Raw genomic sequence first — 14,974 nt, 5'->3', positions numbered from 1 at the left:
TACCTTGTGTGAGTGTCTCTGAAGCCCGTCACCGCCGAAGCCGCCGCGGTCCCCGCCCCAACCGTTCCGCCACCCCGACGAGTTCTCTCCCGGACCTTCGTGCTCACGGCGCTGCTCGCCATCGTGGCCGCCATGGTCTGCGCCTCGCTCGCGATCGGCACCAAGGCCGTGCCGCTCTCCGACGTGCTGGCCGCGATAACCGGCAGTGACGAGGGCGACGCCGTGGTGGTCCGGGAACTGCGCATGCCCCGCACCTTCCTGGGGCTGCTGGTCGGCCTCGCGCTGGGCGCCGCCGGAGCGGTGGCCCAGGACATCACCCGCAACCCGCTCGGCGACCCCGGCCTGATCGGCATCAGCGCGGGCGGCTCCTTCGCCGTCGCCGCGAGCATCGGCATGCTGGGGCTGACGAGTTCGTACCAGTACATCTGGTTCGCCTTCCTCGGCGCGGCGCTGGCCGGTCTCATCGCCTACGCCGTCGGCGGAACCGGCTACGGCGGCGCCACTCCCGCCAAACTGGCCCTGGCCGGCGCGGCCGTGACCGTACTCCTCGACGCGGGCACCAACACCCTGGTGCTGCTCGACGTCCGCACCCTGGACCAGTACCGCTTCTGGGCGGTGGGCTCGCTGGCCGGGCGTGACGCGCAGCTGGGGATGGAACTGCTCCCGTTCGTGGTCGTCGGCCTCGTCCTGGCCCTCGGGCTGAGCGGCCGTCTCAACGCCCTCGCCCTCGGCGACGACGTGGCCAGCTCGCTCGGCACCCCGGTCAAGTCCACCCGCGCCCTGGGCGCGCTCGCGGTGGTCCTGCTGACCGGGGCGGCCGTCGCCGCGGCCGGTCCCGTGACCTTCATCGGCCTGGTCGTCCCGCACGTCGTACGGGCCTTCACCGGGCCCGACGCCCGCTGGCTGGTGCCGTGTTCGGCGCTGGGCGGGGCATCGCTGATGCTCGCCGCCGACGTGGTGGGCCGGATGGTGGCCCGGCCGGGCGAACTGGAGGCCGGCGTCGTGACCGCCCTGCTCGGCGCGCCGTTCCTCGCGCTGCTGGTCAAGCGCGGCAAGCTCAAGGAGCACACCCGATGAGCCGTCAGAAGACCGTACGGCAGCGGCAGCTCCGGTTCGAGGTCGGGCCGGTCGGCGTGGCCCTGCGCCCCCGGGTGGCCCTCACGGTGCTCGCCCTGGTCCTGACCGGGTTCGCGGGCCTCATCGCCTCCGTCTCGCTGGGCACGTTCGCCATCCCCGTCGGTGACGTCCTCGGCGCGGTGCTGGGCACCGGCTCCGGCGCCGCCGACCTGATCGTCCACCAGCTCCGCCTGCCGCGCGCCCTGACCGCACTGCTGGTGGGAGCCGCCTTCGGGCTGGCCGGCGCCGTGTTCCAGGCCGTCACCCGCAACCCGCTCGCCAGCCCCGACCTGATCGGCATCGCCGCCGGCGCCGGGGCCGGCGCGGTGTGCGCCATCCTCGTCGGCGGAGTCACCGCGGCCGGCGCCGGCACCTTCGGGGCCGTACCGCTCGGGGCCCTCGCCGGCGCCCTGCTGACCTCGGTCGCCATCTACCTGCTGGCCTACCGGGACGGCACCATCACCGGCTACCGCTTCGTCCTCGTCGGCCTCGCCGCGAACGGCGCCCTGATCGCGCTGACCCGCTGGGCGCTGGCCCGCGCCGACATCGACCAGGCCTCCCGCGCCATGGTGTGGCTGACCGGCAGTCTCAACGGGCGCGGCTACGAACACGTCCAGTGGGCCGGGCTGGCACTGGCCGTGCTCCTGCCGCTGACCCTGGCGCTCGCCCGCCCGTACCAGCTGCTCCAGTACGACGACGACACCGCGCGGAGCCTGGGGATCCCGCTGAAGCACGCGCGGATCACGCTGCTGGTCCTCGCCACCTGCCTCACCGCGCTGGCGACGTCCGCGGCCGGACCGATCGCCTTCATCGCCCTGGGCGCCCCGCAGATCGCGCGGCGGATCACCGGCTCCGCCGGCATCCCGCTGGTCACCAGCGCGCTGACCGGAGCGGTGCTGCTCATCCTCGCCGACCTGGCCGCGCGGGTCGTCCTCGCCCCGACCGAACTGCCCGTCGGCGTGCTCACCGGCGCCGTCGGCGCCCCGTACCTGCTGCTACTCCTCGCCCGTACCAACCGGGCCGGAAAGGGAGGCTGACATGACCGCCCCGCTGACCGAGACCCAGCCGACCGGCATCCCGTCCACCGCGATCCACGCGGACGGGCTGCGCCTGGCGTACGGCGACCGGATCGTCTCCGAGGACCTCGACCTCGCCATCCCGGCCGGGCAGGTGACCGCGCTGGTCGGCCCGAACGCCTGCGGGAAGTCCACCGCCCTGCGGGCCCTGGCCCGGCTGCTCAAGCCGGCCGGCGGCGCCGTCCACCTGGACGGCGAGGACATCGCGGGCCTCTCCGCCCGGGAGTTCGCGCTGCGCCTCGCCCTGCTGCCGCAGACCCCCAGCGCCCCGGACGGCATCTCCGTACGCGACCTGGTGGCCCGCGGCCGCACCCCGCACCAGCGGTGGTGGCGCCAGTGGTCCTCCTCCGACGAGGCCGCCGTGGACGCCGCCCTGGCGGCGACGGGTTCGACGGAGCTGGCGACCCGCTCCATCGACGAGCTGTCGGGCGGGCAGCGCCAGCGCGTGTGGATCGCGATGGCGCTGGCCCAGCACACGCCGGTCCTGCTGCTGGACGAACCGACGACCTACCTGGACCTCGCCCACCAGGTCGACGTCCTCGAACTCGTCGCGGACCTCAACCGCACCGAGGGCCGTACCGTGGTCATGGTCCTGCACGAGCTCAACCTCGCCTGCCGCTACGCGGGGCACCTGATCGCCATGCGCGACGGCAAGCTGATCGCGGCCGGTCCGCCCTCCGAGATCGTCACCCCGGACCTGGTCCACGAGGTCTTCGGGCTCCGGGCGACGGTCATCGAGTGCCCGGTCGCCGGCACCCCGCTGGTCATCCCGGTGGGCGGCCGCCGCACCGAGATCGTCTGACCCGGAGCGGCGGGGCCCCACCCGGGCCGGTTCACCGGGAGTCCACCCGGTGTCCGGCCCGGCGACGGGAATTGCCGGTGGGGATTGTCAGCCGGGCGTGCTTTGCTGGGGGCATGATCGATGAATTTCCGGCCCTTGACCTGTCCGCTGTCGACGAAGCCGTCCGCAAGGCGGCGGCTGTCGAGATCATGCCGAGATTCCGGCAGCTCGCCGAGCACGAGGTGGACCAGAAGAGCGGTCCGCACGACCTCGTGACCGTCGCCGACCGGATGGCCGAGGAGCACCTCACCGCCTCCCTGACGCTGCTGCTGCCCGGCTCCGCCGTGGTCGGCGAGGAAGCCGTGCACGCCGATCCGAACGTCTACGGTGCGCTGCGCGAGGACGCCCCCGTGTGGATCGTCGACCCGGTCGACGGCACCCGCCAGTTCGTCAACGGCGACCCCAACTTCTGCACCCTGGTGGCGCTGGCCCTGCGCGGCGAGATCCTCGCCTCCTGGACCTTCGCCCCGGCCCTGGACGAGATGTCCACGGCCGTGCGCGGGCAGGGTGCGTACGTCAACGGCGAGCGGATCCACAGCGGTTCGCCCGAGCCCGGCGCCGCGCTGCGCGTGGCGACGGCCCACCCCCTCTACACGTCCGAGGAGGACCGGCGCATCCTGGCCCGGCTCGACGTGCCCGGCATCGCCGCCCGGCCCTGCGGTTCGGCGGGCCTGGAGTACCTGAGGGTGGCGCGCGGGGAGGTGGACGCCCTGGCCTTCACCTGGCCCTCCGCCTGGGACCACGCGGCCGGACTGCTGCTGGTCGCCGAGGCGGGCGGCGCGCAGAGCACGGTCGACGGGGTGCCCTTCCGGGTGGACCGGGACAATGCCCTGCCCTTCGCGGTGGGCCGGGACGAGGCCACCGCGATCCGCATCCGCGAGCTGCTGCGCGGCGCCTAGCGGGGCCCCAGCGGGGTGCCCGGCGGGCGTCCGCCGGGCCGCGCGCGGGCCGGGCGCGGGCCGGCCGTCGGAGAGTCGCTATGGACGGGCGGAATAAGCTGGAGACAGTGGCCGCCGCCGGACGAAGGAGCTGTCAGTGCCGTCGATTCTCGACGCAGTCGTGGTGGGGGCGGGACCCAACGGCCTGACGGCCGCGGTCGAACTGGCTCGCCGGGGCCACTCGGTGGCCGTGTTCGAGGCCGCCGGGACGATCGGCGGCGGGGCGCGCACCGAGGAACTGACCCTGCCCGGCTTCCGGCACGACCCCTGCTCGGCGGTGCACCCGCTCGGCATCGGCTCCCCGGTCTTCGCGACGATGCCGCTGAAGCGCTACGGCCTGGAGTGGCTGCACGCCCCGCTGCCCATGGCGCACCCCTTCGACGACGGCACCGCCGCCGTGCTCTCCCGCTCCGTGGCGGAGACGGCGGCCTCCCTCGGGTCCCGCGACGCGGGCGCGTACCGGCGCCTGGTGGAGCCGTTCCTCGGCCGATGGGACACCCTCGCCCGGGACTTCATGTCCCTGCCGAACACCGCCCTGCCCCGGGACCCGCTCACCCTGGCCCGCTTCGGCCTGGCCGGCCTGCCCCCCTCCACCTGGCTGCTGCGCCGCTTCCGCGACGACCGCGCGCGGGCCCTGTTCGCCGGGCTCGTGGCGCACGTCATCGCCCCGCTGAACGGGATCGGCACCGGCGCCGTCGGCCTGGTCTTCGCGCTCGCCGCGCACGCCGGCGGCTGGCCGATGCCGCGCGGCGGCTCCCAGTCGATCTCCGACGCCCTCGCCGGGTACCTGAAGGACCTCGGCGGCACCGTCCACACCGGCTTCGAGGTCAAACGCCTCGACGACCTCCCCCCGGCCCGCGCGTACGTCTTCGACACCTCGCCGACCGCCCTGGCCCGGATCGCCCGCCTGGGCCGCGCGTACGACGGCTACCGGTACGGCGCCTCCGTGTTCAAGATCGACTACGCGCTGGACGGGCCGGTGCCCTGGACCGCCGAGGCCCCCCGCCGGGCCGGCACCGTCCAGATCGGCCCCGGCAGCCGCGACATCGACGCCGCTCTCCAGCTGGCCTCGGGCGGCCGCGCCCCGCGCAACCCCTTCCTCATCACCGCCCAGCCCAGCCTCGTCGACCCCGGCCGGGCACCCGAGGGCAAGCACGTCTTCTGGGCGTACGGCCACGTCCCGGCGGGCTGGGACGGCGACCTCACCGAAGCCGTGGAGCGGCAGCTGGAGCGCTTCGCCCCGGGCTTCCGCGACCTGGTGCTGGCCCGCGCCACGGCCGGCCCGCCGCAGCTCGCGGCCCGCAACCCCAACTACGTCGGCGGGGACATCGCCTGCGGCGCCGCCTCCGGCCTCCAGCTCCTGCTCCGGCCGAAGCTCACCCTGTCCCCGTACACCACCGCCCACCCGGCCGTCTTCCTCTGCTCCTCGGCGACCCCGCCGGGCCCGGGCGTCCACGGCATGTCCGGGCACAACGCCGCCAAGGCGGTCTGGCGGCACCTGCGAAAGGCGAACTGATGGTGCGCATCACCCTCGTCCAGGGCGACATCACGGCCGAGAAGGCGGACGCGATCGTCAACGCCGCGAACTCCTCGCTGCTCGGGGGCGGGGGAGTGGACGGCGCCATCCACCGGCGCGGCGGCCCCGAGATCCTCGCCGCCTGCGAGGACCTGCGGCGCTCCCACTACGGCAAGGGCCTCGCGACGGGCCAGGCGGTCGCCACCACGGCGGGCCGGCTGCCGGCCGGGCACGTCATCCACACGGTCGGCCCGGTCTGGTCGCGCGAGGAGGACCGCTCGCACCTCCTCGCCTCCTGCTACCGCGAGTCCCTGCGGGTCGCCGACGAGCTGGGGGCCCGTACGGTCGCCTTCCCGGCGATCTCCACCGGGATCTACGGCTGGCCGATGGACGACGGGGCCCGGATCGCGGTGGAGACCGTACGGGCCGCCCGTACCTCGGTCGAGGAGGTCCGCTTCGTCCTGTTCGACGCGACTGCCTACGCGACCTTCGAAGCCGCCCTGCGCTAGGGGGTGTCCGGCCCCGTCTCCTCACGGTGGAGCGCCAGTTCGGCACTGCGGCGGCGGGCCCAGCGAGCGGCGCGGGAATCCGGGCCCTGGGTCTCGGTGAAGGTGGCCAGCAGGGCGGGGGCGGCGTTCTGGGCCTCGGGGGGCGTCAGGGTGCGCCAGAGGCTGTAGGCGCGGCGGGCGGCGGCAGCGGTGTCGGGGGATTCGCGGCCGTGGAGCCGGGCGCGCAGGCGGAGGGTGTGGAGGTACCAGTCCAGGGCCTCGGCCGGGCGGCCCGTCAGATCGGTGAGGTAGCCCCGGATTTCGCGTACCTGGATGGTGTCGAGGTGGACCTCGCCGTGCCCTGCGGTGATGGCGGTGTCCAGCTCTTCGGCGAGGAGCAGTGCCTCCTCGTGCAGGCCGGCCGCGGAGGCTTCATGGATCGCGGCGAGGCCGGAGGGGGCGGGCGCCGGTGCCGGCTGATCGGGCTCGGGCTCGGGTTCGGGCTCGGGCTCGGGTTCGGCCTCGGGCTCGGCGCCGGCCCAGAAGGCGGGGCTGACGATGCCCCAGGGGTGGTAGAACTCGGACTCGTCCATCTGTGTGGTCCCCGTGGCGGTGCGGTCTCGGGTCACCAGTTCACGACCCTGCGGACACCGGAGACCTTGGTCATGTAGTTGGTGGAGTGGCGCCAGCTGTTGTACGCGACGATGCGGGTACGGACCCCGGTGCGCGGGGCCTCGAGGACGAAGCCCTTGTCGGGGTCGGCCCCTCCGATGTACATGCCGACGTGCCCGGGCGAGGACTCGCTTCCGTCACTGCCGGGGTTGAACACCAGGTCGCCGGCCTTGGGGTGGTTGAGGTCGACGCGGATCGGCAGGTTGATCTGGTCGAAGGTGACCCGCGGGATGTCGATGCCGGCGGCCTTGTAGGCCTGCTGCATGAGGGAGGAACAGTCGCACCACCGGTCGGGGTTCTGGCCGTGGGCGTCCGTGCAGTCCCCGCCGAGGTGGTACCAGCCGTCCTTCTGCTTCAGGGCCCAGGCCACGGCGGTACGGACCTGGGGAGGGGTGTCCGCGGGGAGGGAGTACTCGGGCGGTATGTCCACCGGGCCTCCGGGACTCGCCTCGGTGAACTGGACGGTCTTCTCCATGATCGCCTTGACGTAGTCGTACGTCTGCCCGCCCGCGAAGGACCGGGGTGGCACGCCCTTGAACTCGTCGACCCTTCCCCAGCCCGCGTTGTAGCCGGCCAGGGCCAGTTCGACGGGCGATCCGTTGTACCCGGGATGCGCCTTGGCGGTCCGCAGGAGCTTGCACATCATCGATCCCTGGGAGGGGATGGCGTCCTTGGGGTCCATGACGTCCTTGTCGCCGTCGCCGTCGCCGTCGATCCCCTCGACGGCCCAGGTGTCGGGGATGAACTGGCTGATGCCGTAGGCGATCGGCTCCTTCGTGACGGGGTCGCGGGAGATCGCGTCCGGCTTGAAGGCGGACTCGGCCCAGATCTGGGCGGCGAGAACGGCCGGCGGCAGGCCCTGGTCGCAGCGGGCGGCCGCGTCGAGGATGAGCTGCGCGTACTGGGGCGGCACCCCGTCCTTCCCACCGATCTTGAGGCTGCTGGCCGTCGGCCAGGTGCCGCCTCCGCCACCGTCGCCGTCCTGGGCGATGACCGCCACCAGCAGCACCGTGGCGACCCCGATGGCCACCGGTGTGGCGAGAACTCCCGTTGCGGCAGCGGCCATCCACTTCTTCGACGTCAAGCGTCTTCCCCCGGTTCCCCCGGCCCGTCCGTGCCCCCGGTGGCCGTTCTCGTCGTTTGCTCCATCAAAGAGGGTTTCGGGCCATATCGAACAGATCGGTGTGCGGGCCGGACCTCCTGATGGTGCGTGACACTATGCCACTTCAGGTAACTGCCGAGGTTGATGGGTGCTTCTGCTGCTCTGTCAGATTCGCCATGTAGTGTGCCCATAGGCTTGATCCAGCCGTGTTCGACTGTGTGAAGTTTGCGCAAGCGATTATTTGTTGCGCTTTTCTGGGGGGATTAATGCGGAAACGTCCAGATTTCCTGGGCGTGCTGCCTGCCGATGCCCGGCTGATGGTGCCGGTACTGGCGCCGACGGGCGGGGCCGGGCGGTCCACGCTCGCGTTCCTGCTCGCATCCGAACTGGCCGCCACGGGCGACACGGTGGTGCTGGACACGGCCCCGCGTCTCGCGTCGCCCTGGCCCGCCTGGATCGACGCTCCGGGCGGATCCGGTCTGTCCGCGCTCCCGCCCGCCGAACCGGCCTCCAGGGAGGCGGTGCGAGCGGCCTGCGCCGCCATGGGCGGCTCCACCGGCCGCTGGGAGCTCCTGACCGACGGACGGGACTGGAGCGCCCCGCCCCTCGACCTCCCCCCGGAGCCCGCCGCCTGGTACCAACTGGCCGCGCTCGGCGGCTGGCAGGCGGTCGTGGCCGACACCGCGCACCCGGTGACGCACGACCTGCTCGCCGCCCGCTGCGCCGGCCTCCCCGGGCAGACCCGGGCCTGGCTCTCCCTCCCGTACGCGGTGCCCGTGCTGTGCGCGGCCGCCTCCGCCGAGGGCGTCCAGGCCCTACAGCAAGCCGTGATGGCCATGTCGGCGGAGAACCTGCCGCTGCACCGGGTGGTCGCGGTGCTCGTCGCCACCGGCGACGGGCGGCTGCCCCCGGTCGTACGGGCCGCCGCCACGATGCTCTCCGGTCGGACGGCCGACGTCGTCCACCTGCCGTACGACGCGAACCTGCGGGCCAGCGGCCTGCGTACGGGACGCGTCCACGCCCGCACCCGGCAGGCGGCGGCCCGGATCGCGGCCGCCGTCCTGGGTGCGGCCCACGAGTCCTGGGGCGCTCCGCTCCCGCCGGCCCCGCAGCCGGCGGTCCTGCGCCCTGTGTCCCCTGTAGTTCCTGCCTAAGAGGTATCTCCCCATGAGCATGACCACTTTTGTTCTCGCTGACGCCGTCCCGAAGTTCACTCCCACGGTCCCCACCGAACTGAACAGCGCCGTGACCACGGTGCTGGGCTGGGCGGCCGGTGTCGGCCTGGCGGTCGCGGTCCTCGGCGGTCTCCTGTCCTGGGCGGCCATCGCCGTCGGCCACAACTCCTCGAACGCACAGCTCGCGGCGCGTGGAAAGACGGGGGTTCTGGCTTCGCTGATCGGGGCGGGAGGGATCGGCGCGACCTCGGCGCTCGTGCTCATGGCGTACAACCTGATAGGCAACAAGTGAGCGCGGACGGCGACCGCAAGGCGCGCCGGGCCAAACTGACGCTGGCGGGGATCGCGGTGGTCGCGGCGGTCCTCCTGGCCGGCGGCGGCTACGGCGCCGCCGTGCTGCTGAACGACGAAGGCGGATCCGCGGCTCCGGCCTCGGGGGCCCCTGCGAAGGGCCCTTCGGGCGCGCCGTCGGCGTCGGCGTCCGGAGCGGAGCTGTCGAAGACCCCCGAGACGGGCCCGAAGCTGAAGCTCTTCAAGCCGACCGGTCACGCCAACGGCGTGGCCACGGGCTTCAAGCATTCGGGTGTCGACGCGGTGAGCGCGGCGGTGTACTGGTGGGAGGAGTACGCCTGGCTGGACGACCAGAAGGCCCGGCAGCAGCTGGAGGCCGTGGTCTCGCCGGACTCCGCCGACTACATAGACCAGCAGATCTCCGAGGTGCGCAAACTGCGCGAGCAGGCCGGGCTCCCGCCGTCGGGCGGTACGCCGTCCGCCATCACCTTCACCACGTCGGTGCAAGCGGTCCGGTACTACGCGCTGCCGGTGGAGGGCGAGAAGCCGGGCGACGTGATCGAAGTCTGGATGTCCTACGACCGCTACGCGACCGGACCGGACGAAAAGCCGGACAACAACCCTCTGAAGGGCGAGCTCACCAGCGTGATCCTGCGGTGGCAGAACGGGATGTGGCGAATCACCAACCGGCCCAACTACGTGAAGCACTCGAGCCACCCCGTCTCGTACTTCCCCGAATCCCCGTATGCCTGGCGCGACGGGTGGCGGCAGGTGCAGCGTGCGGGTTAGGGCTTCATCGCACCCGCTGGTTCGGGCTCTCGTGGTCCTGGTCGCGACGCTGCTGTGCACCCTTGGCACGTTCTCGGCGCCGGCGATGGCGGAGGACAAGAAGGAATATCACGCCAAGGTCGGCCCGCCCGACCCGATTCCGAAGGAATTCGAGGCGAACAGCGGCGGGGACTCGATCGGCATCGACAAGCAGGGGCACTACTGCTACGAGGGCGTGATCCGCGACCAGGAGATCTGCCGGACCGCGAAGCCCGGTGAGATTCCCGGCCGTATCGACATCTGTGAGGGCGCGGACGGAACGGCCGCTCGCAACTGTGACGAGGAAGGGCAGAAGGAGTACGAGCTCAAGCGGCTCAAGCAGTGGCAGGAGGCCACCAAGGACAAGCGCAACCTGGAGAACTGGCCCAAGCTGAACCAAGCCCTCACGAAATGCGTGAACGAGGGCGGCATCTTCAAGGACTGCCTGATCAAGTGGGAGGGGGAGTACCCCCTGACGCCGGGCGTCGGCGAGTGGGTCGCCGGGAAGATCTCCAAGTTCGCCAGTGACGCACTGCAAGAGGCCGCCAGATACATCGGCGAGGGCGTGGTGTGGCTCCTGGAGGAGTTCGCGAACCTGTTCAACAAGTCGTCCAGCATCAACCTCGCCCAGACCGGCATCGGCAAACCGCTCGGCATCACCATGGCGATCAGCGCGATGCTCGCCGCCTTCCTGATGCTGATCCAGTTCGGGAAGACGGCCATGTCCCAACGCGGGGAGTTGGCCGGCACCGCCGTGGGCGGCCTGCTCAAATGGGCGGTCGTCAGCAGCGTCTACCTCATCTTCACCGAGCAGGCGCTAGTAGTCGCCGACGAACTCTCCGAGTGGATGATCGAATTCTCCTTCGGTAAGGAGGGGGGTGCCGGCGATGCGATGAAGGAACAGCTCGGAAAGCTCTTCGGCGCCCTGGCCCCCGGAGGCGGGGCCGCGGCGGTGGGCGGGACCATGCTCGTCACGGGCGAGGCCCTCGCGCCCGCCGCCGTCGGCGTCGTCATCGTCATCGGCGTCATCACCATCGTGGCGATCGGCGCGCTGTGGGTCGAGATGCTGATGCGGCAGGCCGGGATCATGATCCTGGTCGTCGCCATGCCGATCGTGCTGACCGGAGAGATCACGGACTCCACCAAGAACTGGTGGCCCTCCGCGCGCAACGCGATGATCAGCCTGATCCTCATGAAGCCGGTCATCGTCCTCCTCTTCACCATCGGCTTCTTCGCGATGGGGGAGAGCAGCGGCGTCCAGAACGTGATCGTCGGGCTCGTGATCTTCCTCGGCGCCTGCTTCTGCTGGCCGGTGCTCGCCAAGTTCATGACCTTCACCACCAACGGCGAAGGTTCCTCGATGATGTCCGGGCTGATGAGCTCGATCGGCTCGTCGGCCTCCAGCCAGCAGTCCGGCGGCGCCGGATCGGTCGGCGGCGGAAGCGGCTACACCAAGGCCCTGGAGCGGGAAGCCGCCCCGATGGACGCCGGCAGTGGCGGTGGCGGCGGGGCCGCTCTGGGCGGAGCGGCCAAGGGCGGTTTCGCCGGGGCCATGTCGGCGGCCACCGTCGGGCTCCAGCTCGCGGCCGTCGGGAAGGACGCGCTGGAGTCCGGCATGTCCAACACCGCGGCCAACGCCGGGCTGGGCCACGGCGCCCCCGGCGGGCGGCACGCCGTGATCGCCCAGCGCCGCGCTTCCGAGGTTCGGGCCGCAGAGGTGCCCGAGGTTCCCGAAGCCCCGCCCGAGGCCTCGTTCGTGGAGGTCCCCCCTCCACCGCCCCGGCAGGGAGTCAGGGTCAGCCCCGCGGAACCCACGCAGATGTACGACGGCACGGAGCCCATGGCCCCGCCGTCGCCCGGTAAGGAGGACTGATGGCGCAGAGTCACCCCACGTACGGGGGTTGGCAGTCGGAGCGCTCCGGCTGGTTCGGGCACATGTCCGGAGCCGGATTCGCGCTCGTCGCCACGGCGGCCCTGCTGCTCCTCCTGCCCCTCAACCTCGGGAGCTGGACGGCGGCCCTGGTCTGCATCCCGGTCAGTCTCCTCCTCGTCGGCCTCGCCTTCGGCCGGGTCATGGGCCTGTCCGCCGACGAATGGATCCTCCTCGCAGTAAGGCACCAGATCGCTGTGGCAACCCGCCGGAACATCTTCCACAGCGGGGCCCTGGCCCCGCGCAGCAAGGAAACGGGCGAGCAGCCCATGGACCTGCCGGGCACCCTGGCCCGGCTGCGGATCCTGGAGGCGCCGGACGGTCTCGGCGGCCGGCTCGGCATCAGCCACGACCCGGTGGCGGCCACGTACACGGCCGTCGCCCGGGTGACCTATCCGGGCCTGGCCCTGATCGACACCGACCGGCAGGCGACCCGCGTCGCCGGATGGGCCGCGCTCCTGCGGACGTACTGCACCGAGGACTCGCCCATCACCCGCCTGAGCGTGCACCAGCGCGTCCTGCCGGACGACGGCGCCGCGCTGGCGTCCTGGACGGCCCGGCACGTCAGCGCGGACGCGCCGGACGCCGCCGTGACCGCGCTCACCGAGGTGATGGAGGGTGCGGGCCCGTCCGCCTCGGCCCGTGAGACGTACCTGGCGGTGACGCTCTCCGCCTCCCGTGCGCGCCTCGCCATCAAGGGCGCCGGCGGCGGCCAGGTGGGCGCGGCGGCCGTCCTCGTACGCGAGCTGCACGCCATGGGCCAGGCCCTGTCCAGCGCGAGCCTCCAGGTGGAGGAGTGGCTGGACCCGCGCGGGGTCGCCCAGACCATCCGCACCGCCTACGACCCCGACGCGCAGGTGATGCTCGCGACCCGCAAGGCCACCGCGGGCAACCCCGGCTGGGAAGGTGTGGCGCCCGGAGTCGACGTCGAACTCGCCGGACCCTCGTACGCGGAGACCGGTATGGGCGTCTACCAGCACGACGGCGCCTGGACGGTCTCCTACCAGGTGCGCGGCTGGCCCCAGTCGCAGGTCTACGCGACCTTCCTGCAGCCCCTGCTGCGCCCCCGGGCCAACGCCCGCCGCAGCCTGTCCCTCGTGTACGAGCCGCTGGGCCCCCGCCGGGCGCGCAGCGAACTCGCCCGCGAGACCACCAAGCGCAACGCGGCCCGCAAGCTCCGCGCCAAGACCGGCCGGGACGAGAGCGAGGACGAGCGCCGCGCCGAGATGATCGCGCGCCGCCAGGACGCGGAGCGCGCGGCCGGCGATGGTGTCGTCCGGATGACGGCGATCCTGTCGGTCACGGTCACCGACGTCGACGAGCTGGAGACCGCCTGCGCCGAGATCCAGGCCGACGCGGGCGCCGCCAACCTGGAGCTGCGCCGGATGTGGGGCACCCAGGACGTCGGCTTCGCGGCTGGGGCGCTCCCCTTGGGCCAGGGCCTGCCGGACCGGCGGGGGGCGTTCTGATGGCGCTGTTCCGCCGCAAGGCCGACAACGGCACCCTGCTGGCCGAGACCGGGCTGCGGGAGGCGGCCGGCATCGGTGGCGTGCCCACGAGCCGGCGTCCCGAGGCGCCCAGCGCCCGTGAGCTGCGCGAGGCCCGGCTCCTGGAGGACCCGGCCTCCGTCATGCGGGTCGCCCCGAAGAAGGGGTGGAAGGGCCCCTTCTCCGGCCGGTCGGCCTCGATCCCCCGTTCCGAGGTCGTACGCGCCACGACCGTCAACGCGGCCGGGGCGTTCCCGTTCCTGCACGCCGCGAGCCTGCCCGCGGTGGGCGCGTACATCGGGCACAACGTGCTGACCACGGCGGCGTTCTCCGCGCACCCCACCGTCTGGGTGCAGCAGGGCCTGGTCACCAACCCGAACGTCATGATCACGGGCATCCCGGGTTCCGGGAAGAGCGCGCACGTCAAGGCGCTCGCCTTCCGCCTGATGGCCTTCGGGCACAAGGCGCTGATCGCGGGTGACGTGAAGGGCGAGTACGCGGCGATGTGCCGCCACCTGGGCGTCGAGCCGGTCCGGCTCGGCCCCGGCCTGCCCGGCCGCCTCAACCCCCTCGACGCGGGCCCCCTCGGCGCCGACCTCGACCAGATCAAGGACCCCGCGGTCCTCAAGGGCCGGCTGACGGAGATCCACAGGCGCCGCCTGACCCTCCTCAAGGCCCTCCTCGAACTCCAGCTGCGCCGGACCCTCGAACCCCAGGAGGAGGAGGCCCTCGACGTAGCGGTCCGCGACCTGACGGGAGAGCTGTCCGGAAACACGTCGCTGCGGACCCCGACCCTTCCCCTCGTCTACGACAAACTGCGCGACCCCACCGACCTGATGGCCCGCGAACTGCGCATCCGCGACGGGGACGTCCAGCGCGCCCGGGAGTCCATGGCCTCCATCCGCTCCGCCCTCGGCATCATGGTGACGGGGCACCTCGGCGGCCTCTTCGACGAGGAGACCTCCCTCGGCCTGGACTGGGCCGCCCCCATCCAGAGCGTCGACATCAGCGCCCTGACCCCCTATGGCGACGAGACCGTCGCCATGGTCCTGTCCTGCGTGTCCTCCTGGGCCCAGTCGGCGATCGACCGGCCCGGCCAGGCGCCCCGGATCGTCATCCGTGACGAGCTGTGGCGGCAGATGCGCTCGGGCGGCGCCGCCATGGTCAAGAAGATCGACGCCGACCTGCGCCTGTCGCGCGCGACCGGCACGATCCAGGTCCTGGCCACCCACCGCCTCTCCGACTTCGAGTCGGTCGGCGCCGCCGGATCCGAGGCCGTCGCCATCGCCCGCGACCTGATCTCCAGCTGCGAGACCCGCATCCAGCTCGCCCAGGACACCCGCCCCCTCGCCTTCACCCGCGAGGCGATCGGGCTGACCTCGGCCGAGTGCGACCTCATCGGCTCCTGGGGTGCGGCGCAGCGCGGCCGGGCCCTGTGGAAGGTCGGCCGGGGCGGCGGCTCCCACGCGGTCCAGCTGATCCTCTCCCGTACCGAGATCGGCCTCTTCGAGACCGACGAACGGATGGTGATCTGA

The 14,974-nt window shown here is 72.6% G+C and carries 14 protein-coding genes; 12 read left to right on the top strand and 2 right to left on the bottom strand.

The window, feature by feature from the left end:
- Positions 1–12: 12 nt before the first annotated feature.
- The 6 genes from OOK34_RS00480 (at position 13) to OOK34_RS00455 (ending at position 5,996) form a co-directional block, all read left to right on the top strand.
- Positions 13–1,077: an iron ABC transporter permease gene (locus OOK34_RS00480; protein WP_267031852.1), complete on the top strand. Its 1,065-nt coding sequence runs from the start codon at positions 13–15 to the stop codon at positions 1,075–1,077.
- Positions 1,074–2,153, top strand: a complete 1,080-nt coding sequence (locus OOK34_RS00475) for an iron chelate uptake ABC transporter family permease subunit (protein ID WP_267031851.1) — start codon at positions 1,074–1,076, stop codon at positions 2,151–2,153. The genes OOK34_RS00480 and OOK34_RS00475 overlap by 4 nt, the downstream gene beginning before the upstream one ends.
- Before the next feature lies 1 nt (position 2,154).
- Positions 2,155–2,994 (top strand): ABC transporter ATP-binding protein, encoded by an 840-nt coding sequence (locus OOK34_RS00470; RefSeq protein ID WP_267031850.1) that lies wholly within the window; start codon positions 2,155–2,157, stop codon positions 2,992–2,994.
- A 113-nt stretch (positions 2,995–3,107) separates the two neighbouring features.
- Positions 3,108–3,932 carry an inositol monophosphatase family protein gene (locus OOK34_RS00465; protein WP_267031849.1) on the top strand — a complete coding sequence of 275 codons (825 nt, stop codon included), beginning with the start codon at positions 3,108–3,110 and terminating at the stop codon, positions 3,930–3,932.
- 136 nt (positions 3,933–4,068) lie between these two features.
- Positions 4,069–5,487 carry an NAD(P)/FAD-dependent oxidoreductase gene (locus OOK34_RS00460; RefSeq protein WP_267031848.1) on the top strand — a complete coding sequence of 473 codons (1,419 nt, stop codon included), beginning with the start codon at positions 4,069–4,071 and terminating at the stop codon, positions 5,485–5,487.
- Complete coding sequence (locus tag OOK34_RS00455) at positions 5,487–5,996, top strand: O-acetyl-ADP-ribose deacetylase (RefSeq protein ID WP_267031847.1); 510 nt, start codon at positions 5,487–5,489, stop codon at positions 5,994–5,996. Before OOK34_RS00460 ends, OOK34_RS00455 begins: the two co-directional genes overlap by 1 nt.
- Here the strand turns inward: OOK34_RS00455 and OOK34_RS00450 are convergent.
- Together OOK34_RS00450 and OOK34_RS00445 are read right to left on the bottom strand one after the other, a co-directional pair.
- Positions 5,993–6,568: a hypothetical protein gene (locus OOK34_RS00450; RefSeq protein WP_267031846.1), complete on the bottom strand. Its 576-nt coding sequence runs from the start codon at positions 6,566–6,568 to the stop codon at positions 5,993–5,995. The two genes, OOK34_RS00455 and OOK34_RS00450, sit on opposite strands and share 4 nt — an antisense overlap.
- A 32-nt stretch (positions 6,569–6,600) precedes the next feature.
- Positions 6,601–7,731 carry an NlpC/P60 family protein gene (locus tag OOK34_RS00445; protein ID WP_267031845.1) on the bottom strand — a complete coding sequence of 377 codons (1,131 nt, stop codon included), beginning with the start codon at positions 7,729–7,731 and terminating at the stop codon, positions 6,601–6,603.
- 311 nt (positions 7,732–8,042) lie between these two features.
- Here OOK34_RS00445 and OOK34_RS00440 point away from each other — a divergent pair, with 311 nt between their 5' ends.
- The 6 genes from OOK34_RS00440 to OOK34_RS00415 all read left to right on the top strand — a co-directional run bounded on the left by OOK34_RS00440 (position 8,043) and on the right by OOK34_RS00415 (position 14,974).
- The gene (locus OOK34_RS00440; RefSeq protein ID WP_267031844.1) at positions 8,043–8,903 is read left to right on the top strand and encodes a hypothetical protein; all 861 of its coding nucleotides are present in this window, start codon (positions 8,043–8,045) and stop codon (positions 8,901–8,903) included.
- Between the two features lie 13 nt (positions 8,904–8,916).
- Positions 8,917–9,216 (top strand): hypothetical protein, encoded by a 300-nt coding sequence (locus OOK34_RS00435; protein ID WP_267031843.1) that lies wholly within the window; start codon positions 8,917–8,919, stop codon positions 9,214–9,216.
- Positions 9,213–10,004 (top strand): hypothetical protein, encoded by a 792-nt coding sequence (locus OOK34_RS00430; protein WP_267031842.1) that lies wholly within the window; start codon positions 9,213–9,215, stop codon positions 10,002–10,004. The genes OOK34_RS00435 and OOK34_RS00430 overlap by 4 nt, the downstream gene beginning before the upstream one ends.
- 31 nt (positions 10,005–10,035) lie before the next feature.
- Positions 10,036–11,895: a hypothetical protein gene (locus tag OOK34_RS00425; protein WP_267031841.1), complete on the top strand. Its 1,860-nt coding sequence runs from the start codon at positions 10,036–10,038 to the stop codon at positions 11,893–11,895.
- A complete protein-coding gene (locus OOK34_RS00420; protein WP_267031840.1) occupies positions 11,895–13,421 on the top strand; it encodes an SCO6880 family protein in 1,527 nt (508 codons plus the stop codon). The genes OOK34_RS00425 and OOK34_RS00420 overlap by 1 nt, the downstream gene beginning before the upstream one ends.
- A gap of 161 nt (positions 13,422–13,582) precedes the next feature.
- On the top strand, positions 13,583–14,974 hold the full coding sequence (locus OOK34_RS00415; RefSeq protein ID WP_267036575.1) for a type VI secretion protein: 1,392 nt from the start codon (positions 13,583–13,585) through the stop codon (positions 14,972–14,974).

The sequence above is a fragment of the Streptomyces sp. NBC_00091 genome, assembly GCF_026343185.1.
Lineage (GTDB): Bacteria > Actinomycetota > Actinomycetes > Streptomycetales > Streptomycetaceae > Streptomyces.
This window is presented reverse-complemented; position numbering and strand designations above follow the sequence as displayed.

What these genes read in the sequence shown, in the direction of transcription:
- OOK34_RS00465 (WP_267031849.1), top strand. Translation starts at nt 3,108, where the DNA reads ATGATCGATGAATTTCCGGCCCTTGACCTGTCCGCTGTCGACGAAGCC.
- OOK34_RS00415 (WP_267036575.1), top strand. Translation starts at nt 13,583, where the DNA reads ATGCGGGTCGCCCCGAAGAAGGGGTGGAAGGGCCCCTTCTCCGGCCGG.
- OOK34_RS00420 (WP_267031840.1), top strand. Translation starts at nt 11,895, where the DNA reads ATGGCGCAGAGTCACCCCACGTACGGGGGTTGGCAGTCGGAGCGCTCC.
- OOK34_RS00435 (WP_267031843.1), top strand. Translation starts at nt 8,917, where the DNA reads ATGAGCATGACCACTTTTGTTCTCGCTGACGCCGTCCCGAAGTTCACT.
- OOK34_RS00475 (WP_267031851.1), top strand. Translation starts at nt 1,074, where the DNA reads ATGAGCCGTCAGAAGACCGTACGGCAGCGGCAGCTCCGGTTCGAGGTC.
- OOK34_RS00450 (WP_267031846.1), bottom strand. Translation starts at nt 6,568, where the DNA reads ATGGACGAGTCCGAGTTCTACCACCCCTGGGGCATCGTCAGCCCCGCC.
- OOK34_RS00455 (WP_267031847.1), top strand. Translation starts at nt 5,487, where the DNA reads ATGGTGCGCATCACCCTCGTCCAGGGCGACATCACGGCCGAGAAGGCG.
- OOK34_RS00470 (WP_267031850.1), top strand. Translation starts at nt 2,155, where the DNA reads ATGACCGCCCCGCTGACCGAGACCCAGCCGACCGGCATCCCGTCCACC.